At 48.3% G+C, this 26,460-nt stretch carries 25 protein-coding genes; 21 read left to right on the top strand and 4 right to left on the bottom strand.

Features of this window, described 5'->3' with window-relative positions; translation table 11 throughout:
* Window positions 1–7 precede the first annotated feature (7 nt).
* A complete protein-coding gene (locus DWX59_RS12855) occupies window positions 8–1,414 on the top strand; it encodes a tyrosine phenol-lyase (RefSeq protein ID WP_202048801.1) in 1,407 nt (468 codons plus the stop codon).
* Between the two features lie 75 nt (window positions 1,415–1,489).
* Here DWX59_RS12855 and DWX59_RS12850 read toward each other — a convergent pair whose 3' ends face one another.
* A complete protein-coding gene (locus DWX59_RS12850; RefSeq protein WP_207660430.1) occupies window positions 1,490–2,254 on the bottom strand; it encodes a creatininase in 765 nt (254 codons plus the stop codon).
* A gap of 211 nt (window positions 2,255–2,465) precedes the next feature.
* Here DWX59_RS12850 and codA point away from each other — a divergent pair, with 211 nt between their 5' ends.
* Entirely contained in the window at window positions 2,466–3,728 is a 1,263-nt protein-coding gene (codA, locus tag DWX59_RS12845) for a cytosine deaminase (protein ID WP_117559739.1), read from the top strand.
* Window positions 3,729–3,789: 61 nt separating this feature from the next.
* On the opposite strand, the gene DWX59_RS12840 is transcribed toward codA, so the two are convergent.
* Window positions 3,790–5,001 carry a PucR family transcriptional regulator gene (locus DWX59_RS12840; RefSeq protein ID WP_117559625.1) on the bottom strand — a complete coding sequence of 404 codons (1,212 nt, stop codon included), beginning with the start codon at window positions 4,999–5,001 and terminating at the stop codon, window positions 3,790–3,792.
* 268 nt (window positions 5,002–5,269) lie between these two features.
* Here DWX59_RS12840 and rbsD point away from each other — a divergent pair, with 268 nt between their 5' ends.
* The 9 genes from rbsD to DWX59_RS12795 all read left to right on the top strand — a co-directional run bounded on the left by rbsD (window position 5,270) and on the right by DWX59_RS12795 (window position 13,907).
* Window positions 5,270–5,665: a D-ribose pyranase gene (gene rbsD, locus DWX59_RS12835; RefSeq protein WP_117559624.1), complete on the top strand. Its 396-nt coding sequence runs from the start codon at window positions 5,270–5,272 to the stop codon at window positions 5,663–5,665.
* Between the two features lie 19 nt (window positions 5,666–5,684).
* On the top strand, window positions 5,685–6,518 hold the full coding sequence (locus DWX59_RS12830; RefSeq protein ID WP_117559623.1) for a sugar phosphate isomerase/epimerase family protein: 834 nt from the start codon (window positions 5,685–5,687) through the stop codon (window positions 6,516–6,518).
* A 33-nt stretch (window positions 6,519–6,551) separates the two neighbouring features.
* Entirely contained in the window at window positions 6,552–7,520 is a 969-nt protein-coding gene (locus tag DWX59_RS12825) for a zinc-dependent alcohol dehydrogenase (RefSeq protein ID WP_117559622.1), read from the top strand.
* A 14-nt stretch (window positions 7,521–7,534) separates the two neighbouring features.
* Window positions 7,535–8,563: a substrate-binding domain-containing protein gene (locus DWX59_RS12820; RefSeq protein ID WP_117559621.1), complete on the top strand. Its 1,029-nt coding sequence runs from the start codon at window positions 7,535–7,537 to the stop codon at window positions 8,561–8,563.
* A gap of 102 nt (window positions 8,564–8,665) precedes the next feature.
* Window positions 8,666–10,192, top strand: coding sequence for a sugar ABC transporter ATP-binding protein (locus DWX59_RS12815; protein ID WP_117559620.1), 1,527 nt, complete (start codon window positions 8,666–8,668; stop codon window positions 10,190–10,192).
* A complete protein-coding gene (locus DWX59_RS12810; protein WP_117559619.1) occupies window positions 10,179–11,177 on the top strand; it encodes an ABC transporter permease in 999 nt (332 codons plus the stop codon). The genes DWX59_RS12815 and DWX59_RS12810 overlap by 14 nt, the downstream gene beginning before the upstream one ends.
* 53 nt (window positions 11,178–11,230) lie before the next feature.
* Complete coding sequence (locus DWX59_RS12805) at window positions 11,231–12,223, top strand: alcohol dehydrogenase catalytic domain-containing protein (protein WP_117559618.1); 993 nt, start codon at window positions 11,231–11,233, stop codon at window positions 12,221–12,223.
* 23 nt (window positions 12,224–12,246) lie between these two features.
* Complete coding sequence (locus DWX59_RS12800; RefSeq protein ID WP_117559617.1) at window positions 12,247–13,122, top strand: ribokinase; 876 nt, start codon at window positions 12,247–12,249, stop codon at window positions 13,120–13,122.
* Window positions 13,123–13,244: 122 nt separating this feature from the next.
* Window positions 13,245–13,907 carry an SOS response-associated peptidase gene (locus DWX59_RS12795; protein WP_117559616.1) on the top strand — a complete coding sequence of 221 codons (663 nt, stop codon included), beginning with the start codon at window positions 13,245–13,247 and terminating at the stop codon, window positions 13,905–13,907.
* A gap of 35 nt (window positions 13,908–13,942) precedes the next feature.
* On the opposite strand, the gene DWX59_RS12790 is transcribed toward DWX59_RS12795, so the two are convergent.
* Window positions 13,943–15,277, bottom strand: coding sequence for an aminotransferase-like domain-containing protein (locus DWX59_RS12790; RefSeq protein ID WP_166460214.1), 1,335 nt, complete (start codon window positions 15,275–15,277; stop codon window positions 13,943–13,945).
* A 237-nt stretch (window positions 15,278–15,514) separates the two neighbouring features.
* On the opposite strand from DWX59_RS12790, the gene nhaC reads away from it, so the two are divergent.
* The 10 genes from nhaC (at window position 15,515) to DWX59_RS12740 (ending at window position 26,283) form a co-directional block, all read left to right on the top strand.
* Window positions 15,515–16,954 (top strand): Na+/H+ antiporter NhaC, encoded by a 1,440-nt coding sequence (gene nhaC, locus DWX59_RS12785; protein ID WP_117559614.1) that lies wholly within the window; start codon window positions 15,515–15,517, stop codon window positions 16,952–16,954.
* A 3-nt stretch (window positions 16,955–16,957) separates the two neighbouring features.
* The gene (locus DWX59_RS12780) at window positions 16,958–18,175 is read left to right on the top strand and encodes a M20 family metallopeptidase (RefSeq protein ID WP_117559613.1); all 1,218 of its coding nucleotides are present in this window, start codon (window positions 16,958–16,960) and stop codon (window positions 18,173–18,175) included.
* Window positions 18,176–19,034: 859 nt separating this feature from the next.
* Window positions 19,035–19,511, top strand: a complete 477-nt coding sequence (locus tag DWX59_RS12775) for a PTS sugar transporter subunit IIB (RefSeq protein WP_025484524.1) — start codon at window positions 19,035–19,037, stop codon at window positions 19,509–19,511.
* A gap of 35 nt (window positions 19,512–19,546) precedes the next feature.
* A complete protein-coding gene (locus DWX59_RS12770; RefSeq protein WP_117559612.1) occupies window positions 19,547–20,296 on the top strand; it encodes a PTS mannose/fructose/sorbose/N-acetylgalactosamine transporter subunit IIC in 750 nt (249 codons plus the stop codon).
* Window positions 20,296–21,144 (top strand): PTS system mannose/fructose/sorbose family transporter subunit IID, encoded by an 849-nt coding sequence (locus tag DWX59_RS12765; protein ID WP_117559611.1) that lies wholly within the window; start codon window positions 20,296–20,298, stop codon window positions 21,142–21,144. Before DWX59_RS12770 ends, DWX59_RS12765 begins: the two co-directional genes overlap by 1 nt.
* Before the next feature lie 13 nt (window positions 21,145–21,157).
* On the top strand, window positions 21,158–22,264 hold the full coding sequence (locus DWX59_RS12760; RefSeq protein WP_117559610.1) for an SIS domain-containing protein: 1,107 nt from the start codon (window positions 21,158–21,160) through the stop codon (window positions 22,262–22,264).
* 15 nt (window positions 22,265–22,279) lie between these two features.
* Complete coding sequence (locus DWX59_RS12755; RefSeq protein ID WP_117559609.1) at window positions 22,280–22,669, top strand: PTS sugar transporter subunit IIA; 390 nt, start codon at window positions 22,280–22,282, stop codon at window positions 22,667–22,669.
* Between the two features lie 29 nt (window positions 22,670–22,698).
* Window positions 22,699–23,124 carry a PTS sugar transporter subunit IIB gene (locus DWX59_RS12750; RefSeq protein ID WP_117559608.1) on the top strand — a complete coding sequence of 142 codons (426 nt, stop codon included), beginning with the start codon at window positions 22,699–22,701 and terminating at the stop codon, window positions 23,122–23,124.
* 17 nt (window positions 23,125–23,141) lie between these two features.
* A complete protein-coding gene (locus tag DWX59_RS12745; RefSeq protein WP_166460213.1) occupies window positions 23,142–25,043 on the top strand; it encodes a BglG family transcription antiterminator in 1,902 nt (633 codons plus the stop codon).
* 106 nt (window positions 25,044–25,149) lie between these two features.
* Window positions 25,150–26,283, top strand: coding sequence for an acyltransferase family protein (locus DWX59_RS12740; protein ID WP_227116283.1), 1,134 nt, complete (start codon window positions 25,150–25,152; stop codon window positions 26,281–26,283).
* Here DWX59_RS12740 and DWX59_RS12735 read toward each other — a convergent pair.
* Entirely contained in the window at window positions 26,261–26,446 is a 186-nt protein-coding gene (locus tag DWX59_RS12735) for a PspC domain-containing protein (RefSeq protein WP_117559605.1), read from the bottom strand. The two genes, DWX59_RS12740 and DWX59_RS12735, sit on opposite strands and share 23 nt — an antisense overlap.
* Between the last annotated feature and the right edge of the window lie 14 nt (window positions 26,447–26,460).

The raw sequence follows: 26,460 nt of genomic DNA, 5'->3' as shown, positions 1-26,460 counted from the left end.
TTTAAATATGGATATGATGAATTTCGCACCGGAGCCATTTAAAATCAAAATGGTGGAGCACATGGGCAACCTGAACAAGGAAGAGAGGAAGGCAGCCATCAAGGAAGCCGGATATAACACCTTTTTACTGAAATCAGAAGAATGTTTCATCGACCTTCTGACCGATTCCGGGACCAATGCAATGAGTGACAGGCAGTGGGCAGGACTGATGTTAGGCGATGAAGCCTACGGCGGTTCCAAGAACTTCTACCACCTTGAGGCAACGGTACAGGAGCTGTTCGGATTCAAGTATGTGGTACCCACCCATCAGGGACGCGGCGCAGAGAATATACTTTCCACACTTACCATTAAGCCAGGCGATTATGTACCCGGCAACATGTATTTCACAACCACACGTTTCCATCAGGAACGCAACGGCGCAACCTTCCGCGACGTCATTATCGACGAGGCCCACGACCCCAATGCAATCCTTGATTTCAAGGGCAATATTGACCTGAATAAGTTCCAGGCCCTGATTGACGAAGTGGGCGCTGATAAGATTCCATATATCTGCCTTGCGGTGACCGTTAACCTGGCAGGCGGACAGCCGGTTGCCATGGCCAACATCAAGGCAGTATCCGAACTGGCACACAAGCACGGCATCAAGGTGATGTTTGATGCCACAAGATGTGTTGAGAACGCGTATTTCATCAAGACAAGGGAAAAGGGTTATGAGGACAGGACCATTAAGGAAATCGTCCATGAGATGTTCTCCTACGGCGACGGCTGCACCATGTCCGGCAAGAAGGACTGCCTGACCAACATCGGCGGCTTCCTGTGCATGAATGACAAGGACTTATATGTACGTGCCTGCGGTACTGTTGTACAGTTTGAAGGCATGCCTACCTACGGTGGAATGGCCGGCAGGGATATGGAAGCAATGGCTATCGGTCTCAGGGAATCCATGGAATTTAACTATATCAGCCACCGTGTGAACCAGATCCGCTACCTGGGCGAGAAACTGGATGCGGCAGGCGTGCCAATGGTAAAGCCTTACGGCGGCCATGCAATCTTTGTGGATGCACGCGCATTCCTTGACCATCTGGTCCAGGAAGAGGATTTCCCGGCCCAGGCCCTGGCAGCGGCTGTTTATGAATATTCCGGCGTGAGGACCATGGAGCGCGGAATCATTTCCGCGGGCCGTGACCCAAAGACCGGCGAGAACCATGTTCCGAAGCTGGAGACCATCCGCCTGACCATTCCGAGAAGGGTATATACCTATGCACATCTGGACTATGTGGCTGATGCAATCATCCAGCTGTATCAGAAGAGACATGATATCAGCGGACTTAAATGGGTGTATGAGCCGGAGGTGCTGCGTTTCTTTACCGGAAGATTTGAGCCGAAGAATGGCGAGTTGATTAAAGGGTTTTAAAGTTCATTTCATCATCCGGCATGCTATCCGGTATCAAGCGTTGAAAAAGTCAGGCATATAAGCTGCCTGACTTTTTCAACTACAGTAAGGAGTTAAAATATCTATCAATCGCTTTAACACTGCGTCTGAAAGAATTTTCCCCTTTTCCGCGGATGAAGAATAGGCAGTTGCCAGAACGCCGGTACCAGGTATCGTGTCCTTTTCAATGGGATATTTGATATAACAGCAAGGTATGGCGCCTTTTGTATCAACCATCCGTTCTTCATGAACTAAATCAGGTGCAAAATACATCATCAGGGAAGTTTCCGTGACCGCAGCATGCTCCAGGGCCCATCCCGGAAATGGTATCTGGTCAAAGACGGCATCAATGGTTTCCTGAGGAAGGGGATCCCACCAATTGGATGTAATCAGAAGCAGGTCATCCCCGTATTTTGATGAAGCAATATCAAGTGCCTCAACAATAAATGCCTCATTTTCAAAATGGGCATTCAGTATGAAGATCTTTCGAAAACCATCCTTGTAGAATTCATCAATCAGTTCCATGATATTAGTCTGCAGTGTCAGGCCGCTTAAATCAATGGTTCCAGGAAACAGCGGTCCGCCCCCGCTTAAAGGCTTTGATTTATACCCATACTTAAGGGTAGGGGCAACAACGGCATCTAATTCTTCTGCTAACCGGAATGAAAAATTTTCTGCTATGACTGAGTCTACGTTCAGCGGCAGATGCGGACCATGCTGCTCCATGGAACCAACCGGAAGAATAATGAAAGAATCCGTTTTCTGTGCAAAATCCATCCATGTCATTTTCTCCATCCTGATTAAATCCCAACGTGTATTCATATAAGTGACCTCCTTCTAAAACCATACCTTTATTTATGAAAAGTATATAATAAAAGTAAGGAATCCGCATTGTACTGAAAGTATGAAATTAATTCCGTTCCATCATGAATCAAGGTACAATTACAGGATATAAAAATTGGTATCATGGTACAATGCCCGCTAAAGGAAAGTATGATATTTTATATGTATTATGATTGCGGAGGAGATTGGGATGCACAAGAATAGAGTGGTATTGAAAAATGTAAATATATATCAGCAGGGATTGGCAGATATTTTGATTGATGAAGGAAGGATAATCCATATATCGAAGGAGCCAGGATATGAAGTGGGGGACGCTGTCTGCCATGACTTAAAAAGTCATCTCATGGTACCTCCCTATGTGGAATCCCACATCCATCTGGACTATACATACACTGCATTCCACCCAAGCGCAATCAACAGGACAGGCACGTTGTTTGAAGGAATTGCCAGATGGTCGGAGATAAAAAAATCAGATGATGTACAAACGGTAAAAGAACGGGCGAAAAGGGCGCTGAAGCATCAGATCTTAAGCGGCATACAATATGTCAGGACACACGTGGATATCACAGACCCTGATCTCACAGGCCTGAAGGCACTTCTGGAACTCAAAGAAGAATATAGGGACCTGGTAGAAATCCAGATTGTTGCATTTCCTCAGGAGGGATTATATTGCTATCCAAAGGCAGAGGAACTGCTGGAGGAAGCACTTAGGATGGGGGCAGATGCCATTGGCGCAATCCCTCATTTTGAATATACAGAGGAACTGGGAAGGGCATCCCTAAAAAAAGTAGTTGAACTGGCAGTAAAATATGACAGGATGATTGATGTGCATTGTGATGAAACGGACGATGAACATTCCCATTTTTTAGAACAGCTGGCCTATCTTGCCCATGTTAATGGAATAGGTGCAAGGACCACGGCCAGCCACGCCTCAGCCATGGCATCTTACAATAATGCATATACATTTAAACTGTTTAAGCTTCTGCGCAGGGCAGGGATAAGATTTGCAGTCTGTCCGGCAGAGAATTTATATCTTCAGGGAAGGCAGGACAGCTATCCTAAAAGAAGGGGCATCACACGGGTGAAGGAATTATTGGAGGCAGGGCTGAATGTATCATTTGCACAGGATTCAATTTCAGACCCATGGTATCCCCTTGGCAACGGAAACCTGATGAATATCCTGGATATCGGGCTTCATGCATGCCAGCTGATGTCGTTAAAGGAGATTGAAAATGCATTGGATTTGATAACGGTCCATGGTGCAAAAACAATGAATCTGGACGCCTATGGTATTAAAGAGGGAAGAATGGCGGACTTTATCATCCTGGACGCCGGGACGCCTTTTGACGCGGTACAAAGCAGGGCAGATGTACTGTGTTCGGTCAGACACGGAAAACTGTTATTTAAAAAGGAGAAACCTGTCTGTCAGACAGGACATGAGCTGCTGGTATAGTAAATTGAATGATTTAGAAGAGACAGACAGGGCAGGAGGAATGCATTCTCCTGCCCTGGGTTTAATTACTGCTTTGCGTAAATTCGTGATATAGGATACTTAAGAAAAGGGACATTCTGGTGAGGGCGCTGTCAAGGTTATCATTTAATGTGCGTTTGATGATATTTAAGCGATATATCAATGTGTTTCGGTGTATATATAGGGCATCTGCGGTTTTTATTAAGTTACAGTTGTGCTGCAGGAAGAATTTTAGGGTAGTAATTAATTCCGAACCATTTTTTTCATCATAATCCATTAAGGTTTTCAGGTTTTTATCCACAAATAAGGATGCTGATTTCGGAATGAAATCATTGATATCAAAAAACAACCGGTATAGGGTCAGTGTATCAAAGCGGGCAATATGGTTTTCAGGGTTAGTTTTTTTGATAAAATACAAGGCCTGCTTTGACTCTTTGTAACTCAGGGACATATCTGCCAATGACAGGTAAGGGCTGCCAAAGGCTAACGCATAATGCCGGGGGGTATATTTGGTAATCAGCAATTTATATATGGCTGTTATATAATCCACTGCATGAGTGACCTGAATGTCAGAATCCACACTGCAAAAACCGATGATCGTATCTCCGGATGGAATCATGATGATAGGAAACCGGTTTCCATTCAGCTCGCCAATGGACTTTAAGATGCTCATTGTTTCAGAAACAGCGGCATTACTTTCTGAAAGGATTGTCTGGGTGACCATAAGGCTGAAAATAAAATGCAGGCTTTTAACAGGAATGGAGTGCAGTGTGGCATAGTCATGAAGTGAATCTGCTGTATCCCCTTCTGAAAACAGCAGGCGTTCAATAAAAATCTCTCTTTTTTTCTGGATATTCTTATCTGAGACAATCAGGTCGATTATTTCCTTTGTAACGTTAATCAGTTTGAGATCCCATGGCATTGCATATAAGGGCGTCGCATAATCATCTGAAAGCTTAAGGACATTTTGCGGGATTGAATCAAGGTCCGAAACACTGCCTACCAGTACGATTCCCGAAATCCGTTTGCTGCTGCAGTCTATGATGATCCTCTTAAGAAATTCCCAATTAGACATATTCTGTTCATTGGAGTTTATGATAAATAATATTTCCCCGCTGTTAAGCCATTCTTCAACAGATGGGGTGATTACTACATAGGGCCAGGTGACGGTACGGTGTATACCTGAATGTCCTGCCAATAATTTGATGCTTTGAAAATGCTTTAAACCCATTAAATCTTCACAGGTAATTGACATGGCTGTCCTCCTTTATCTTAGTATTGGTTCACCGGCCCGGTTTTGTAATAGACAGATTATACCCTGAAAACTGGGATATGTAAATATAGCACAATATAAGTGGGGACGTGCATGGTAAATATTGTACTAATAGTACAATGAATGGCGCGTTTTGTTGTGACATGAAAAGCAATATGCCACAACACTATATTCGTAACAAGGGTATATATACAGCGATATCACAATTGGCTAAAATGGAGTTATTAAATAATGAGGCGGTGGGACATAGATGAAAAAAGATGGTTTATTGAATCCGCAGATATTATCTGCCATTGCAGCTATGGGGCATACGGAATATCTGGTGATTGCAGATGCAGGGCTGCCGGTACCCTCTGGTATTCCTGTCATCGACATTTCATTAATCCGGGGGATACCGGATTTTGGTGCGGTACTTCATTCTGTCATAGACGAGATGGTGGTAGAATCCTTTATCGTTGCAGAAGAAATGGCGGATAAAAGCCAGGATACATATGGGACTGTCATTGAGGCCCTTCCACAGGTTCCATTCAGACGTATTGCGCATGAGGAATTTAAGGAAATGGCTGCCAAGGCAAAGACAGTCATACGGACAGGGGAAACAACACCCTATGCCAATATAATTTTGGTTGCAGGTGTCAATTTTTAAATAATAAGGAGGAATAAGCATGAAGGTAGCGTACACAGCATGGTCCTGGCTGCAGGATGAGTATAATAATTGGGGGCCGGTCAGCCACTTGCCGAAGAGGGATTTTGAGCAGTCCCTGAGGGACTTGAAGGATTGCGGATATGAGTATATGGAAAATTTCAACATCGTATCCGAAATCTATGAGAATGACAGGGAAGAGTTTGATGAAGTGATGAAAAAATACAACATGGAGTTTGTTTGTATTTATCACTATCTTACTGACGATTTCCAAAAGGATATGGCTATTGCTAAACGGTGTGTCAGGTTTGCAAAGGAACATGGTTTTGTACTTATGAACCTGGAACCCCCGAGAAAAAAGCCGGGACAGGTTGTGACGGATGCGGACCTGCTTACGGTCTGTGGGAAGGCTGATGAAATTGCAAAATTATGTAGGGATAATGGGATTGAGCTGAATCTTCATCCGCATTGGGGAACTTATATTGAAGCAGAAAAACAGATTGACTTTTTCCTGGCCCACATAAAAGAAAACATCGGGCTTTGTCTGGATACAGCCCATACGGTATTGTGTGGGATGGAACCCGCATATCTATTTGACAAATATCTGGGTACCGGTAAGGCCCGGTACATTCATTTAAAGGATATTAACGGAGATCCTGATTCTTATCCCGAGTATCCGCCAAGAAGATTCCGCGCCCTTGGACAGGGAGTGATTGATTTCCCAGGCGTGTTAAAGGTGCTGGAGGATCATGGATATGACGGTTATCTTACGGTAGAGCTGGATTTCAACAGGGTCAATAACTACGAGTCTGCCCGGACCTCAAGAAAGTATATTCACGATGTCCTTGGATTATAGAATAGAAGCAGGAAAATAAGGGAGGGAAAGAAATTGAAATGTGATGCGGTTTGGGTTGCAGAACCTAATAAGATTGAGGTAAGGCCGGTTGAGATAGCAGATGAACCAGGTTTTGGCCAGATTCAGGTAGAGGTGAAGGCGTGCGGGGTATGTGCATGGGACTCCTATCTGTTTCAGGGAGTAACAGGGCCAGGTCCCACACCATACCCAATTGGGCATGAGTCCATTGGAATTATAAGGAAAATTGGGGAAGGTGTAACTGGTTTTGAAGTGGGGGACAATGTATTTCTTGGAGCAGGAAGCAATGAGATGATGAGCCAATATCTGAACATCATTGCAGCAGGGGCGGCAAAGCTTCCTGAAACGATTGATGACTGGAGCAAATGGATTATTGAACCTACCTGCTGCGTAGTGAATCTTCTCAATAAAACACAGATAGAGGAAGGGGACACGGTTGCGCTGGTAGGGTGCGGTTATATGGGGCTTTTGACCTTAATGGGATTATTGAGGGGCTCCCAGGCAGGTAAGGTCATTGTTTTTGAAAAAAAACCTGAAAGACGGGCGCTGGCAAGGCAATATGGGGCCGGACTGGTGTATGATCCATATGATGAAGAGGGACAGGAAGCTATCCGTGAGTTAAAGGCAAAAGGCGGAGCTGATGTGGTAATTGAATTTTCCGCATCTAATTCCGGGTTTGAACTGGCCAATGAACTAATCCGCTATGAAGCAGGCAAACTGACCATTGGATCATGGCACCGTCATGAGATGACCTTTGACGGAACAAAATGGCATCTGGGCGGGCTTACTGTTTATAATCTGTCGCCGATGAGTAACCGCCATTATACAGATGTCATGAAACAGACAAAAGCAATGATTGATAAGGGGGTCTATACACCCCAGGATCTTGTGACACATGTGGCGGATTTCAGGGATTGCCAGATCATTTTTGAAAAGTCGGTAAGTAAGGAAGATGGTTATATGAAAGGCGTAATTACATTTTGAGAAGGAGAGACTTCATGTTAAGAAAGAAATTAGCAGGATTTCTGGGAATATTGATGGTAAGTGTTTCTGTTTTGGCGGGGTGTTCTGATGCAAAGGCAGATAAGGCTGTCCAGGTGACTGAGGGTAAAGAAACGCAGGGGCAGGAGGCACAGAAAGAAAAACCGGTCATAGGAGTCAGCCTGGCTACCCTCCAGTTCCCATTTTACCAGGATATGCAGAGGGGAATTGAGAAAGCGGCAGGGGAGGATTTCGAGATTGCATTTGTAGATTGTAATGGTGATGAGCAGGTGCAGATGAATTCCATTGAGAATTTTATCCAAATGGATTGTAAGGCTGTCATCATGACATACCAGAATTTTGACACGCTGAAGAATATCTGTACCCCGCTGATTGATGCAGATATCCCTATCATCCTGTGTGATGCGGGTCCAACTGATTTTGTATATCAGGCCATAGGCACCGACAATCGGATTGGCGGCCGCACGGCAGGAAAATGGGTTGCGCAGGAGTATTTAAAAGACGTGGATAAAAATGAAGAATTAGATGTTGTTCTTTTAATTCCTCCGGCAGGAACATCTGCAAAGGACAGGGCAGAAGGGTTTGAGGAAGAGATATGTAAGGTTTTCCCAAACGCCCACACGGAGACCTTTGGGAAATCATCTGACAGGCAGGACTTTATGTCAACAATGGAGGACGTGCTGTCTTCCCACAGCAGCCTGGACCTTGTTTTTGGGTATAGCGCTCAGGCTGGTATGGGGGCATATGATGCAATTATATCTGCAAAGAACAATCACACAAAGGTAATTGGATTTGATGCTACGGATGAAGAAAAGGGGGCGATTGATAAATCCGAAGATTCACCTTATTTGGCAACCGTTATGCAGTATCCGGAAAAAATGGGGGAAATCGCTGTCCAGACCATTCGTGATTATGTCATTCCTGGAAAGCAGCTGCCGGAAGACCAGAAGTATATGAATGCAGGCGTTGGCCTTTATACATATGGCGGAAAGATAATTACAGCAGAAGAGATTGCTCTCGATTAATAGGTAAAGGGAGACAGCTGATCCGGCCCTGTCATTGGGCGGGCCGGTATGCTGTCTCTCTTACCAGGAAATGAATAAACTGCATGAAACGGAGGAATTCATATGAAGGTGGGCAGCGATGCGGACTATATATTGGAATTCAAAGGAATCGGAAAATACTTTCCAGGTGTTCAGGCACTAAAGGATGTCAGTTTTACGGTAAGGAAGGGGGAAATACTGGCGCTGCTGGGAGAAAATGGGGCTGGAAAGTCCACCTTAATGAAGATTTTAGCAGGCGCTTACATAAAAGATGAAGGAGAGATTTATATTGATGGAAAGCCAGCCGATATTACATGTCCTGAAGATTCGGAACGTCTTGGCGTAGCAATCATTTACCAGGAGTTTAACCTGGTTCCGGGCTTAACAGTGGCTGAAAATATTTTTATGAGAAGGCAGCCCAAGAAAAACGGAATGATAGACTGGAAGTGTATGAACCAGATGGCGCAGGCCATCATTGATGAGATTGATATTAATATCCGGCCGACCGATATTGTAAATACTTTGACAGTTGCAGAGCAGCAAATGGTGGAAATCTGCAAAGCAGTTTCTTTGAACTCTAAGATACTGATCATGGATGAACCTACCTCTGCGCTGACGGAGAGCGAGACACAAAAGCTTTTTAATGTTGTCAGAAGCCTGAATAAAAAAGATGTGACCATGATATTCATTACCCATAGAATGGACGAGGTCTTTGAGATATGTACCAATACAGTCATACTGCGTGATGGGCAGTTTATTACAGCCGCCCCGATTTCTGAACTGACATTGGATCAAATCATAGAATATATTGTAGGGCGGTCATTGACAGAAATTTATCCTGAAAGGGACAATGAAATCGGAGAGGAATATCTGGAAGTAAGGAATCTGACAGATGGGGGAAAACGGGTACATCCATCTTCCTTTGTGGCGCATAAAGGTGAGATTCTTGGTTTTGCAGGGCTGGTCGGGGCTGGCAGGACGGAACTCATGCGCCTTATATTCGGCGCAGACAAAATCAAAGGCGGAACAGTCCTGATTGGAGGAAAAAAAGTACATATCCGCAATGAAAAGGATGCCATCCGTTTTGGTATTGGCCTGGTGCCTGAGGACAGACGGAGGCAGGGTCTGGTCCTTGCATTAAATGTTCGGGAAAATATAATAATGGCTAACTATGAGCATCAGAAAACATGGTTTTATCTGGACCCTCAAAAAGAAAAGCAGGTTTGCGCCAAATATATAGACAAGCTTCTCATTAAAACACCTGGACAGACCCAATATGCAAAATTCTTAAGCGGGGGAAACCAGCAGAAGATAGCAGTGGCCAAGTGGCTGAATTGCAATCCGGATATCATTATTTTAGATGAACCCACCCGGGGAATTGATGTTAATGCAAAATATGAAATATATAATATAATCATTCAGCTGGCCAGGGAAGGAAAGGTAATCATATTTGTCTCATCGGAACTGCCTGAACTGATTGGTATGTGCGACCGAATCATTGTAATGCATGAAGGTAAAATTTCCGGTGAAGTCACCGGCGGGGAGATGAACCAAAAATCCATCATGTATTTGGCAACGGTAGAGGGAGGAAAAGCAAATGGAGCAAATTAGGTTATTTGAAAGACGGAAAGGTGAGACAAGCGCGAAAGCTGTTGTTAGGAATATCAGCAATTACAGTCTGTATATCCTGCTTATACTTATGATTACCCTGGTTTCCATGGTATCGCAGGATTTCTTTACTGTGGATAACTTTGTGAATTTATTCCGCCAGATTTCTATTTCAGGCGTAGCTGCAATTGGGATGACATTCATAATGTTAATTGACGAAATTGATTTGTCGGCAGGAGCCAATGCTGCCCTGGCAGGAGTCATAGCCTGTATGCTCCTGAAGGAGGAGATAGGCATTCTGGCATCCTATGGATATGCAGGCATTCTGGCGGCCATTATAATTGCCATTGGGATTTCCGCGCTTTGCGGCGCACTCTGCGGCATATTCCATACATATCTGAAAATACCATCATTTATCGTAACCTTAGGTGTTTCTTATATATATAAAGGCGCGGCCCTCCTTCTGACCAATGCGTATCCGGTTATTGGCATGACAGAAAAGTTTGAAGTAATTGGAAGGGGATATATCGGCAAAATCCCGGTGCCGATCATCATTATGTTTGTATTATACTTTATTGCCTGGTTCGTGCTGAAATATACTAAGTTTGGTCGTTCGGCTTATGCAATCGGAGGTAATACGGAGGCAGCACAGTTATCTGGAATACCGGTTAAACGGAATAAGGTCCTGTTTTTTGCAATCGGTGGCCTGACGGCAGGTCTTGCCGGTGTGATTCTTGCATCCCGCATGTTTTCCGGTCAGCCCACTGCCTGTGCCAACACCGGCCTGGAGGCTATTGCAGCTGTAACAATAGGCGGGACATCTGCCAAGGCTGGACGCGGAAGGATGTGGGGGACGCTTCTTGGATCCCTGATTATGGGGATGATTTCCAATGCATTAAATATAATGAAGATTTCCCCGTATTACCAGTTTGTTGCGTTGGGAGCTGTATTAGTAATTGCTGTTGCCATTGATAAACTAAAAGACTGATTAACGGACCGCGCTTGTCTGCGGTATCATGATTACAGGAAGGAGATATTTTTATGAAATCACTTATCATGGAAGGGCCGGCTAAGAGCAGGGTCATAGACATTGAAATACCCACTCCTGGTCCGGGTGAAGTATTGGTAAAGATGAAGTACTGCGGTGTCTGCAGTTCGGAACTGGAGCCATGGAAGACCGCGGTTAACGGTCAGACCTTTGGCCATGAACCCATGGGCACAATTGAAGCAGTGGGCCAGGGGGTTACAGGGTTAGAAAAGAATGACCGGGTAACAGGCTTATCCAGCCCCTGTTATTCACAGTATACAATTATGAAGGAAGAGAACTGTGTGGTGATACCGGAAGCGGTAGCGGATGAGGATGCAATGGGGGAAGCGCTGGCATGCCTTATAAATGTTGGGGCACAGATGGCGCTGGCAGCCCCTGGAGATCCCTTTGTGGTTGTGGGCTGCGGTTATATGGGGCTGGGAACCATCTCCTTAATGCGCGCAATGGGTGCGGGAACCATAATAGGTGTTGATATACGTGAGGAAGCAAGGGAAAACGCGCTGAAATATGGAGCGGATGTTGTCTATTCTCCTGACACGCTGCCAGAAGAGTATTTCTTTTCAAAACATAATTTTGGAGGGCATGTTTTAGGACCGGGACGGAAAAAGGAGATGTTTTCTATTGGATTCAGCCGCGTGGAGGAGTTTGCAGGGACCGGCAGCGCCCTTCGCCTGGCAGGCGATATTACCGGTATGGCAGGCTGTCTGGGAATCGGCGGTTATCATCTTGGCGGGGACAGGAACATTGACTTCCAGCAATGGAACTATAAAATGATGAAGGTCCTTAACACCCAGATACGGGATGATGACCTGGCCACACGTTATTGCCGTCAGGCACTGGATTTAATTGCCAGGGGGCAGTGGAAATTCACGGGTACGGTAAATCCCAGGCATATCTATTCCCTGGAAGAGTTTGACCGCTGCCAGTATGAATTGGAACACAAGCCGGCAGGCTTCATCAAGGCGCTGATCCGTTGTAATGATTAACTTTAAAGGCGGGAATATAGAGAATGGAGATACTGAGTTTTGGCTCTTTGAATATTGATAATGTGTACTGTGTGGAATATATTGTAAAACCAGGGGAAACCATATCCTCTAAGGAACTAAAACTATTTCCGGGCGGAAAAGGACTTAATCAGTCCGTGGCCCTTGCAAAAGCAGGGGTACCTGTATATCATGCAGGCAATGTGGGGGAAGACGGCGGTATGCTTATGGAATATTGCACGGAATATGGCGTGGATACAAGACTGATCCGTAAAGTAAAGACCCCTACAGGAAATGCAATGATCCAGGTTTCAGATACAGGAGAAAACAGTATTGTTCTTTTTAGAGGTGCAAATTTTGAAAATGACATTGAGTATATAAAGCAGGTGCTGGGGAACTTTACGGCAGGGGATTACCTGATTTTACAGAATGAAATCAATTGCCTGAAAGAAGTGATTGATATTGCATCTGAAAAGGAAATGGTAATAGTCCTGAACCCATCTCCAATGAACCAGCTCATTCTGGACGCAGATCTGAAGAAAGTAACGTTTTTCATAATGAATGAAATTGAAGGATATCAGATTACCGGGAGAATCCAACCGGAAGAAATCCTGGACGAGATGCTTAGACGGTATCCGCTGAGTAAGGTTGTGCTGACATTGGGGGAAAACGGGGCTTATTATGAGGACGGGAAAGAAAGGATTTTTCAGGAGATATTCAAGGTGGATCCTGTTGATACGACTGCGGCAGGGGACACGTTTGCCGGATATTTCATCGCCTCCCTTGTACGTGATATAGGGATAAAGGATGCATTGATGTATGCGGCAAAAGCATCTTCCATCACGGTTTCAAGAATGGGGGCCGCTGTATCGATTCCGTATCAGGATGAGGTTTTCTGTTAGATACCCTGTTTTATATGATTGGGGCGTCAAACATCCTTGCATTGATTTTGCCGGATTTGGATATATAATACTACAGAGAAGTATCATATACTGGTATCTGATTCAGGACAGGAGGAGGCAGGATGTGCGGAAGATATTATTTCAGTGTTGATTTACTTGATGAAATCAGGGAATTGGTGGAGCCGGAAGATTGGAAGCTGGAACTGGGGCTTTTGGAAAAGGACATGCATCCGGGGGATGTGGCTCCTGTTATCACAATCCGGGAAGATACGGCGCGGGGAAATGCTGAACGGGAACATGCTGAACGGGGAAATACAGAACGGGGAAATGAATCCCCGTCCCCGGTATTTCTTGGAATCCGGAAAATGCGCTGGGGATTTGAGGCGCCAGGCGGCAAGGGACTGGTATTCAACGCCAGGTCTGAGTCCGTGCTTGAAAAACGGATGTTCCGGGACAGCGTGAGCCACAGGCGGGCAGCTGTCCCTGTTTCCTGGTTCTATGAATGGAATCAGAATAAGGAAAAGTATACATTTATCAGGGAGGACGGACAGGTATTGTTTTTGGCCGGGTTTTACAGTAAATATGAGGATGGGGACCATTTTGTGATTCTGACCACCCAGGCCAACCAGTCCATGGCCCCGGTCCACAGCCGTATGCCCCTTGTGCTTGAGAGGAATCAGGTGCGGGACTGGATAATGGATGGGGACGGTTTCCGGGAACTGCTGGCGCAGGTGCCGGCAGGGCTTGCAAGGTCCTGTGAGTATGAGCAGCAGACGTTGTTTTGAATATGCAGCAGGTCCCAGGCCGCCATTCCCGCGGCTCAGTTATACCGCCCCAGTATCCGTATTAACTTAGGTATCCCGGCCCGTATTTCGTCCTCATTGGCCTTGCTGACGCTGACACGGTAATAGTGGTTGTTGCGGAATTCCTTTAGGAAAAATTTGCTGGTGTCCATGAGGCGTATGTTGTTTTTAAACAGCATTGGCTGTATTTTGTCAAAAGGCGTATCCTTTTTTAACTTCACACATGCAAAGAAACCGGAATCCGGTATGTTCCATTCCAGGCCCGGGGCCGGGTTCCCACGGACGGTTTCCTGCAGTACGCCCATGCGGTTCATGTAAAGGCGGCGGATGCTGTCCTGATACTTATCAAACATACCGCTTCCCAGATACACGGCCAGTGAGCCCTGGGACAGGATGGAGGTGTAGGTATCGGTCCATTCCTTATATTCCAGGAACGTATTCTTAATCAGGTCCGGAAGGATGAGGGCGCACACGCGCAGGCCCGGCATCAGGACCTTGGAAAAGCTTTTGATATAGATTACCTTGTCTGAGGAATCATAGTAAAACAGGGGGTCGTTCCTGGAGTTAGTGTCAAAATCAGCGGCGATATCATCCTCTACTATGTAGACATTGTATTTGCCGGCCAGGCGCAGCAGCTCCTGCTTTTCCGCCTTGGTATAGGAATGGCCTGTGGGATTGTGGTATCTTGGTATGGTGTAGAAAAATTTGATGTCCCCATAATAAAACAGACGCTCAAGCTCCTCAAAATCCACGCCGTTAAAACCGCGGCGGATTCCAATGGCCGGCGTATTGCACAGGTAAATGCTCTTAATCATGCCATAGTAAATAGGCTGTTCAATCAGGACCGTCTTTTTGCCGTTTGGGAAGGGCATGCGGCACAGGATATCAAGCGCCTGCTGGGAACCTGAGGTGACCACGATACTGGAAGCCCTGGTATAAATCTGATATTGCTTAAACTGCTTTTCCAGGGTGTCAAGGAGCAGGGGAAGGCCCTGCACGTCGGCATAGGTAAAGATGACCTCCCTGCAAAGGTCCAGGGACTTATCAATACAGTGCTGGAAATCGTGAAACGGGATATACCGGCTGTCCGGCGCGCCGGAATAAAAGTCAATCATGGAGTTTTTCTTGTAACCACGGCTGTCCGTGATTCCCACGATATAGTAGCCGCTCTTGGGGATGGAATAAATCTTGTGCCGCTGCTCCAGGTATTTGTAGGCTGAAAGCACGGTGCCCACGCTGGTTGAGAAATGCCCCGCCATCTCCCGGAGGGAAGGAAGCTTCATATTAGGTATGAATGTCTGGTCTTCAATCTGTTCCTCAATGTAGGAGACAATCTCTTCATATTTCAGCATGGACATAATCCTCCTGTTCATTTCTCCAGGGGATGGATTTTCAGACATACCCCAGGCTGTACTATAACAGATTGGCAAACTATTAATTGTATTGATGTCTGTTATAGTATAACATTGAACCATAAGAAACTCAATCAGGTGGTTATTGCAAAGGTGCATAATTCAGTTTTGGCGGCTGGAATATGCCCTTTTTTGGAATATTGACCTGGTTGGGAAAATAGAAAAGGAGCCAAGAGTATGAAGAAGAGAGAACAAAGGAAACCTACATTTGCAGAAGCCCTGCTTCCACTGGTTGCCATGCTGATCATCCTTACCGTGGGATACGGTATCCTGGGATTTCCCAAGGAGGCCATGCTTGTAATGTCAGCGGCTTTTACGGCAATGGTGGCATTCCATCTGGGTGTGACCTGGGATGATATGATTGAAGGCGTGTCCGAAAAGATTGCCAAGGCCATGCCCACCATACTGATTCTTCTGGCAGTGGGTATCATCGTATCATCCTGGATGCTTTCGGGAACCATTCCCATGATGATTTATTATGGAATCCAGATTGTGAATCCCAAGTTTTTTTATGTCACATCCTTTATTATCTGTGCAGTGATATCAACCTGTACAGGAACATCCTGGGGGTCCATGGGAACCATTGGCGTGGTCCTGGTCATCATCGCCCAGGGACTTGGGCTTTCCCTTCCCATTACCGCAGGCGCAGTGGTAGGCGGTTCATACTTTGGCGACAAGATGTCCCCCCTGTCGGACACCACCAACCTGGCGCCTCTGGCAGCAGGCTCTACCCTGTATGAACACATCCAGCACATGTTCTACACAACGGTTCCGGCCGCCATCGGAGCCATCATACTGTATACGGTGCTGGGGCTTAACACCAGCGCGGCCGGACTGGCCAACTCTGAAAAAGTGGATATGATGATGGCTAACTTAAGTTCCATCTATCATTGGAACCTCCTGCTGCTGGTTCCCATCATCATTATCCTTTACGGGTCCATTGCCAAGAAACCCACCATCCCGGTCATGCTCATATCCAGCGCGGTTGCCTGTCTCATAGGAGTGTTCTACCAGGGATTTACCTTTACAGATGTATTTGCCTCGTCCGTAAGCGGGTTCAGCATGGAAATGGTGAAGGGCACGGATACATCCCTTATCCTGCCGGAGATTGAGAAGCTTCTGTGCCGCGGCGGCATGAATTCCATGCAGGAGACCATCCTTTTAATCCTTTGTGCATTTTCCTTTGCAGGAATCATTGCCAGGGCAGGCTGTCTGGATGTGATCCTGGAGCATCTGATGCATGTTGTTAAGACGCGGTTTACGCTGATTGCGGCCACGGTTGTGTCCACCATCACCATGGCCCTTGCAACAGGAAGTGATTTCCTTACCATTCTGATTCCGGGAGAACTGTACGCGCCGGTTTATAAGAAAATGGGCCTGGCTGCCAGGAACCTGTCCCGTACCCTGGAGGATTCGGGCACCTGCGTGGTGGCCCTGATCCCATGGTCGGCAGCAGGGGCATATGCGTCCGGCGCACTGGGGATTGCCACCATTGATTATCTGCCATATGCATTTTTCTGCTTCTTCAGCGTAATCATGGCCCTGGTATGCGCGGGCACGGGATTCGGAATCATGACATTGGAGCAGGAAGAGCAGAAAAAGAAAGGGGCAAACTAGGTAATGCTGAGTAATGATATTAAATCATATCTGGATACATACTATGAAGAAATGATGAAACTGCTGGAACGCCTGGTGAACATAGACAGCGGTTCTGCCTGTAAGGAAGGGATTGACAGGGTTGCAACCATCATGGCCCGGGAATACGAAAAAGAGGGGTTTGAGGTGGAAATCCTGGAACACGGAAACTGCGGAAACGCCGTAATCGCCAGGAAATCCGGCACGGGCCCGGAATATGACGGCAGCCAAAGCCCAAAGACCGGAAACAGCAGGAATCACGGTAAAGTACTTATGATCTGCCACCTGGATACCGCATTTCCAGAAGGGGCTGCTAAGGCCAATCCATTTACAATAAAAGGAAATATAGCCACTGGCCCAGGAGTCGTGGACATGAAGGCATGTCTGGTGGGATGCCTGTATGCGCTTAAGGCGCTCTACGCCTTGGGCGTGGACCATGTGCCGGAGGTTACAGTGCTTATGAGCGGGGATGAGGAAGCAGGAAGCCATGCGGTTCAGGAGCGGATTATAGAAGAGGGCAGGAAGGCGGACTGGTGCATTGTAACCGAGGGAGCCCGGGAAAACGGGGCCATTGTGATTGAGCGTAAAGGCAATTCCTATTTCCATGTCCGGGCATCGGGGCGGGCGGCCCATGCCGGCATTGAACCGGAGAAGGGCCGCAATGCCATTGAGGAACTGGCCTTAAAGATAGTGAAGCTCAGGGCGCTTAATGATTTTGACAGAGGAAGTACCGTGACCATCGGCACCATAAATGGCGGTGAAAACCGCATCGTGGTGGCTGAATCAGCGGAAATGGACATTGACCTGCGCTACAGGACCAAGGAGGACGGGGAAATGCTCATCCGCCAGGTCAGGGACATCCTGGAGCAGGTAGAAATCCATGGGGTGCGTACAGAGTACACATTTACCAGGAACCGTCCGCCTCTTGTACAGGTGGAGGGAAGCGCACAGCTTCAGCGGCTGGCAGAGGAAGCCAGCCAGGAACTGGGAATCCCGTACCTTACCGCTGTCACCGGCGGGGTCAGCGACGGAAACTTCGTGGCCGATATAGGCACGCCCACCATTGACGGCCTTGGTCCGGTGGGCGGCATGATGTGTTCACCGGAAGAATATCTGTGTCTGGATAGTATGACGGAGCGGATTGCACGGATGGGGACGGTTGTGGGATGGTTGGGGTGTTTGGCGGATGTGGGTAGGCCGTGAGGGCTACGTCCGCGAAGGGGGCCAGGGCGGGCTTTGCCTTTTGGGGAATCCGACGGTGACGGGGGGATTCCTTAGGACGGCGGGGGCGCGGACGCTGAGTTCCGGAGGGGCAGCTTCTAAGGCCCTGGCAATATAGAAGACGGGGGATCGGTGCTATTCACTGAGAAATCCTGAAGGACTTTCTCAGCTCAAAGCACCTTGGACTCATGCTTTGATGCATTCGCCCACCCCCGTCTTCTATATTGCCAGAACCTAAGAAGCTGCTCCCTCCGGAACTAAGCGTCCGCGCCCCCGCCGTCCTAAGGAATCCCCCCGTCACCGTCCGTTCCCCCAAAAGGCAAAGCCCGCCCTGGCCCCCTCCCCGGACTGCATACTCCGGCCACTACATACGCCAATAAGTATGAAATAGGTTGGACGGGAGAATCGTACCCTTACTTCCGGTTTAAATGGTGCGGAGACGATAAAAACGTAGGGGGTGAGCAGAAGGGGGCTGGGGGGAGGGAGGCATCTACAGGGGCGTGCAGGTCTTGAGCTGTGGGAACCGGCGTTAAGAGGCTGGCGCCCGTTGTCTGAACCCGACAACGAACGGAAGAAAGTAACTAGGCGTGAGTTTGGGCAGAAGCCTCTTGTATTTAGCCGGTTTCCAGAGCGCTAGAGCTGCTAGCCCCGCAGCCGTCTCCCTCCCCCCAGCCCCATTCTGCTCACGAACGGATGCACCTTAATCATTCACCCACCCTAATCCCACCCAATTGCACCAGCCCTGGTGAAAAAATGTCAATTCAAACACTGTACAAATTGCTGTATAATTTCTTGTGTAAACAGGATTCGTTATGCATTTTATTGAAAGGAAGGTAGGTTTATGGACAATGTAAAGCTGTTCCGCATTGACTATCGTCTGCTTCACTGGCAGACAGGGGTATTGTGGGTGCAGAAGCTGAAGGCGAACATGATTCTGGTGGCCGGGGATAAGGTGGCGGCGGATGATATGCGCAAGAACCTGATTAAACTGGCTGCGCCTAAGTCTGTTAAGACACGGATCGTGCCCATTGCTGAGGCGGCGGCATTCTTAAACAGCGAGAATGTTAAGAAGTACAGCATTGAACTGTTGGTGGAGACAACGGATGATGCCCTTGCGCTGGCAGAGCAGGTTCCATATCTGCGCAGCCTGAACGCTGCTCTTATGAAGACTGAGCCGGGTAAGAAGCTGCTGACCAAGTATCTGGCTGTCAGCGACCAGGATATTGAGAATTTTAAGAAGATGCTGGATATGGGGGTTGAAATCGGCTGTTATACGGTGCCGACTGAGAAATCGGTTAATATCACAAAGTATCTGTAGGGGACGGTCCAGATAGATGAAGGAGGGGGAAATATATGGTATTTCAAGCTTTTTTGGTAGCATTGGTAGCTTTTTTTGCATACTCCAGCAATAAGTTCCTGGGTGATGCAATGGTAAACAGGCCTTTGGTTACTGCCACACTTACGGGTCTTGTGCTTGGGGATCTGCAGACAGGTCTTATTATGGCGGGTACGCTGGAACTGACATGGATGGGAATTATGTATCTGGGACTCAGCATGCCGTCGGATGTTGCGGCAGGCGCAATCATAGGCACTGCCTATGCCGTGCTCAGCAGCGCGGATGTGTCGGTGGCCCTGACCGTGTCCATTCCCACCGGTATCCTCTGTGCATATGTGGCCACGGCCTGTGAGGTTGCCATCAGCTTTGCAATGCATAAGGTGGATGAGTTTGCGGCAGAAGGGAACATTGAGGGAATTAATGCAATCCATATAGGGGCGGGTATCATTAAGGCGGTCATTACCAGCGGGATTGTATTCCTGGCAGTGGCCCTTGGGACGGATACAATCGGGGCAGTGGTCGACGCATTGCCTCAGGCTGTGTTAAGCGGCCTGGATGTTGTGGCGGCAGCCCTTCCCGCGCTTGGTTTTGCAATGCTGCTTAATATTATGTGGGACAGGAGATTCCTTCCGTTTTATTTCATAGGTTTTGCACTGGCAGTGTATTTCGGCGTGGATATCATGGCAGTTACCGTGCTGGCAGTGGCATTTGCAGCATTCCGTTTCATGACAACCAAAGATGAAGTAAGTGAGGAGGATGAGTTTTGATGGCAGAGCAGAAGACGAACCAGGCAGTAGAAGAGATATCTGTAACAAAAAGCGACCTTAGAACCATATTCTGGCGTTCCTTCTGCCATGAGGCATCCTATAACGCGGAGCGCCAGCAGGCCCTGGGATTTGCATTTACCTTGACCAAATTATTAAAGAAGCTGTATAAGGACGACAAAGAGGCGTATGTGGAGGCATGTAAACGGCACACGGAGTTTTTTAACCTGACCGTGCAGATCACCAACTTTGTGGTAGGCATTGTGACTGCCCTTGAGGAGAAGAATGCCAAAAGCCAGGACAAGAACATGGGACCTACCATCAGTGCGGTAAAGTCGGCCCTGATGGGACCGCTGGCGCCAATCGGGGATACCTTTTTCTGGGGCTGTTTCCGTATCGTGGCAGCGTCCGTGGGCGCTACCCTGGCCCTGAAAGGGAATCTGCTGGGGCCGGTGCTGTTTGTGCTGATGTTTAATATCCCCCATCTCCTGGTGCGCTGGTACGGCCTGACACTGGGGTATAAGCTGGGCGAGAATTTTATCAGCTTCATGCAGGAAGGCGGACTGCTGCAGAAACTGACAGAAGCAGCTTATATTGTGGGACTGACGGTAATCGGAGCCATGACCGCTTCCTATGTGGGGGTTACCTGCGGCGTGGAATTCAGCATTGGTGAATCAGTCATCAACATACAGGAAATCCTGGACGGCATTTTCCCAAGACTGCTTCCCCTTGGGGTTACCCTGTTCATGGCCTGGCTCATGAGGAGCAGGAACGTAAAACCTGCCATTGTAATCCTGGTAACGGTTGTGGTGGGCCTGGTTCTTGGCGCGGCAGGATTCCTGATTGTGTGATAAGAAAGGTAATATGGATATGAATGAAAACGCGATGATGGATTGTATTAAGGCAGAACCGGATGTGATAAGGGAGATCCTGGACAACAGGGAGTATTACTGCGGGGATTTTGTGAAGCATTTCATGACCCACCCTGTGAAGCGGGTGTATCTGAGCGGTCACGGCTCCCCATATAATGCAGGTGTTGTTGTGGGATTCATGATGGAAAAGCTTCTTAAGGTGGAGGCGGCCACAAGTTATCCCACCCTGTTCATGAACCACAGCGGATTTAATGTTAACGGCATGTATGAACCGGAAGAAATGCTGGTCATATGTCCGGCCCAGTCCGGCCGCACCAGGGGTCCGGTGTATGTTGCAAGGAAAGCCAGGGAAATGGGGATACCGGTTATATGTACAACGCTTTTAAGGGATGGCGTACTGGCCAGGGAGTGTGATATAGTAATAGAGAAACGGAGCGGGGATGAGGAGAGTTTTCCTGAGACAAAGGGACATGTGGCATCCATGGCCATCCTGATGCTCTGCGTGGTGGAAGCGGCATATGCCCTTGGACGGATCCTTAAGAGTGAGTACGACGGGTATTTGGAGGCATTTGAGTCCCTGCCCCGGAGTGTTGCTCTGGCAGCAGAACGCACGCTGTCGTGGTATGAGGCCCACAGACAGGTATTGCTGGAAGCCGGCAGCTTCACCTTCCTGGGATATGGGGCCAACTATGCCACTGCGGTGGAAGGCGGGCTGAAGCTTTTGGAAACCACCTTAAAGCCTTGTATGAGTTATGAGTGCGAGGAGTTCATGCATGGCCAGAACCAGCCTGTAAAGGAAGGAAGTGTGCTGTTCTTTCTATGCCCCAGGGAGCCGGAGCGGGACCGGATGGATGAGCTTGTGCAGTGGTGCAGGAGGCATACCCATAACTGCTTCATGGTGGCGTCCCCGGATGACCCGGTGACAGATGCACATTCCATTGTCAGCGATTTTGTGGAATGCGAATTCCTTACAGCTATTGAGTATCTGATCCCGTTCCAGGTATTAAGCCATGTTGCGGCCAGGGATATGGGCTTAAGTTCCGTGGTTGCCAATCATGACGATGCGGGCAAAGAGCTGAATGTGCGGTTTGAATCTTAACATGGGGGACGGAATATGCAGTATATAATAGCAACCCATGGCAGGCTGGCGCTGGGATATGTGGATACCATACGCCTGGTAACCCAGGTGGAGGGACTCCATGCAGTGTGCGCCTACATGGAAGATTCAGAATTTCCGGAGGACATGGAGCGGCTTTTAAACTCCTTTGCGCCCGGGGAACCGGTCATTGTGTTTACCGATCTTTTGGGAGGGAGCGTGACCCAGAAAATTATGGAATTGTGGGCCGGAAGGGAGCAGTTCCAGGTATTCGCAGGCGTCAACCTTCCTTTTGTCATAGAGACAATCTTAAGCGGTTCCATGCCTTCCAGGGAAAACATGGAGGATATGCTGGAACGCTCAAGGGAACAGATGGTGTGGGTGAATGGACTGCTGGAGCGTGTTTGAACAGGCAGGCCCTGAGGTATGTATGACAGATGATAAGACTTCTTCGTGTGGATGACAGCTTCCTTTATGGAAAAAAAGCATTATTATGGATAAATGCAACACGTGCTAAGGTCATTGTCTTAATTGACAATGGCCTTAGATTCGATTATTTTGCACAGAGCCTCCTTACCATGGCATGTCCGCCCCAGGCGGAGCTGGTGTTTCTGGATGTGGAGGAAGCCAGGGCCGCGGCCGGGCAATACAGGAACTCCAGGGAACCGGTCCTCATGGTGGCCGGGTCGTTTTCCCAGCTTTTGGGGCTTTCGCCCAGTCTGGAGGGGCTGGTACGTGTGAACGTGGGAAGCGTGAGGGAGAGTTCCTCGGATGAATTGCAGGCCTTAAAAAAGCTGAGGGAACAGGACATGGAATTTGAAATATGCGATTTGCCGGAGGATGTCCCGGTCCGGCTGGAGTAGCGGAAAGGTCACAGGTTATGTATTTGATGAAGCGTCAGAAGCAGTATCTGCACCTGCTGATGGACAGGGAGGGACCTGTCACAAGCAGGGAAATGGCCCTGGAGACAGGCGTAAGCCTGAGGACCGTTAAAACGGATATGGCCAAGCTGAATGAACTTTTAAAAGATTATGATGTGCACATCATGTCAAAACCGGGCGCGGGATACCGCCTTGTCCCCAATGACGGGGGTGGGTTAAAGCCCCTCAGCCTGCTGATGGAACAGATGCAGTATGAGCGGTTTGACCGCATACCGGATACCGGGCCGGAACGGGTGGAGTATATTGCCAGGAAGCTGCTGGCTCTGGATTATTATATAACCATGGAAGAGCTGAGGCAGATTCTCTATGTAAGCCGTTCCACCCTGAACCAGGACATGAGACAGGTCCGCAGGCTGCTGGAGCTTTATGGGCTTAAGGTGGTCCATGCCTCCCATAAGGGGATACGGCTGCAGGGGACGGAGACAGCGCTGAGGCGCTGTATGGCAGAGCTGTTTTTCCGGGACGACGGGAAATGGGAGAAGGCCCCGGGTACAGGGCATGGTGAAGAGCGGATTAGCCAGATACAGCAAATCCTTAAGTCCAGGTCAGATGCATTGCGGGTCAGTTATCCGGAAGCCGTTGTAAGGGAGCTGGCCCTTCAAATCTACATAGCGGCCCAGAGGTGCCGGTTCAGGAAGGAAGTGGAATTTGACAGCTCCCTTCAGGTATCCCGCCGGTTCATGGACATGGCTGTCAGCATCAGCGACGGGCTGCGGGAGACCATGGGCATATCCATGCCTGATATAGAAATCCATAACATGGCCTGTATGCTGCAGTTCCGGAGCCTTAAGGAAGAGGCGGGAACAGAGGACGTAAGGTTTGACGGCGTGATCCGTAAGATGTTCCAGAGGATAGAGGAGAAGTTCGGACTGCATTTCTCAGGGGAACAGCAGCTGTCCCACTATTTAAAACTCCACCTGCCGCGGATGGCGCAGCGGTGCAGGAACCGCATCCTTATTGAGAATCCGGTGCTTAATGATACTTTCTGCAATTACCCGCTGGCAGTGGATGTGGCAAATGTGGCTGTCCAGGTACTGGAACGTGAACTTGACATAAAGGTAAATTCCAATGAGTTCGGTTATCTGGCTGTTTATTTTAACATGTGCATCGTCACCTACGGGGAACGGCAGAACAAGACCCTGATCCTGGTATGCCCCGGCAGCAGGGCGGAGGCGGTCATGTATTTTACAGAGCTGCAGGCATTGTTTGGGAACTATGTGAACACGCTTCTGACATGCGGTGCGGATGAACTGAAGTCCATGAAGTTCACGGGCAATGAGGTGATTGTGTCAACCGTGCCCCTGCATTTCCTTCCCGGATATGTCAGGTGGATCCATACGGGCTGCAACATTGTGGAAAGCTTTTCCGATATCATGGAGGCATTGACATCCCTGCCCCTGGAGTCCTTTAATATTGACGAGTTCATGGACCGGAGCCTGTGGGTTACAGAGGCAGAGGCGGACACGCCGGACACGTATTTTGAATTTTTGTTTGATACCCTTTGCGAGATGCAGATGATGGACTTTGGGGAGGCAAGGATATTATATGAAAATGTGGAACGGTTCGGCCAGGAACTGGGGAACCAGGTAGCGCTTATAAGGGCGGAGAACCCCTTCCTTACCCCGTTCGTACACGTGACATTTACAAAAGAACCGTTTTTGTGGGAACGGCAGTATGTGAAGGTGATTATTTTTATGAATGTGTCGGACGGCAGCTATGAGTTCCGGAACGGGATATACAGTTTCCTGGGGAAATGGTACCGCCATAAGGAGAAGATTGAGGAGAGTATACGGTGCCCGGATTTCGGGCGGTTCATGGAGGGGATAAAGGGAAGAGGGTGAGCCGGGGGATGTCCCTGGCAGGTTGCATTCACGCGGTATATGAATTATACTATCTTACAAAGAATGATATGGAACTGTAAGACAAGTGGAGGAATCTATGCCGTACATGAAAGATACAGCTCCCGCTTTTGGGAAACAGATAAAGGGAAACACCGTAAACATGCAGTTCGCTGTCCTGTCCGCCCTTGGCATGTTTTTTGTGGTGGACGGGCATCTGAACAACAGTTATCTGGATATTGGAGGGCTGTTTCCCTATTATTCCTTCCATATGCCGCTCTTTGCCTTCATATCAGGTTATTTTTTCCGTCCTGGCAGCGAGGATGATCTGGGAGCGTATGCAAAGAAGAAGGCGGTCCGCCTTCTGGGGCCGTACATGGCCTATAACCTGATATATGGGATAATCACCCAGTTCCTTCACGGCGCCGGGTTTGCTTTTGGGGGAAGCCTGAACCTTCATAACCTGCTCATAGAACCCTTTATAACAGGACACCAGTTTGAATATAACCTGGCTGCCTGGTTTGTCCCGGCCCTGTTTTTGGTGGAGATGGCTAATGTGCTGCTGCGGCGTGTCCTTGGGAAGGCGGCAGATAATGAATATGCGGTGACGGCCGTGTATATGGGGATTGGCATAGGAGGCATCAGCCTGTCCTTAAGCGGCAGGTTTGAGCAGGGCTGGCTGACCCTGGTACGGATGATGTTCCTGCTTCCCTGTTACCAGTGGGGTACTCTGTACAGGCAGAAACTGGAGGAGAAGGACCGGATTTCCGGCATATGGTATTACGGGGGCCTTCTGACCGTCCAGCTGGGGCTGGCAGTATGGGGGCGTCCCCTTATTTACTCGGTGGCTTTCTGCAATGGTTTCACCGGATATATCCTTCCCTACATAACCGCTGCAACCGGAATCGCATTCTGGCTCAGGGTGTCACGCACAGCGGCCTCTGCATGGAAGGACAGTCCGGCAGTCCGTTATTTCGGAAGCCATACGTATGCGGTGATGATGCACCATATCATGGCGTTGATGGTCTTAAAAACCGTGTTCGCGGCCCTTGCAAAATACACGTCAATGTTTACAGGATTCAGTTTTGAACAATATAAGGCAGACCTTTGGTATTGTTATTTCCCAAAAGACCTGCCTCAGTTCAGGGTATTTTATCTGTTGTGGGCAATCACGCTGCCTCTTGTTTTCCAGTATATACTGGACTGTGTGAAGCAGCGGCTTAATCCTCGCCCAAGGGCATGATAAGGGCCGCGATGAAATAGGCCAGGATGCCGGGGCCTGAACAGATGAAGATGGCCCATATCAGGCGCACGATGGTGGGGTCAATGTTAAAATATTCCCCGATTCCGCCGCATACCCCGCACAGCATTTTGTTGGTATTGGACCGGTACAATTTTTTCTCCATAGTAATTCTCCTTT

The organism is Enterocloster aldenensis (assembly GCF_003434055.1).
Taxonomy (GTDB): domain Bacteria; phylum Bacillota; class Clostridia; order Lachnospirales; family Lachnospiraceae; genus Enterocloster; species Enterocloster aldenensis.
This window is presented reverse-complemented; position numbering and strand designations above follow the sequence as displayed.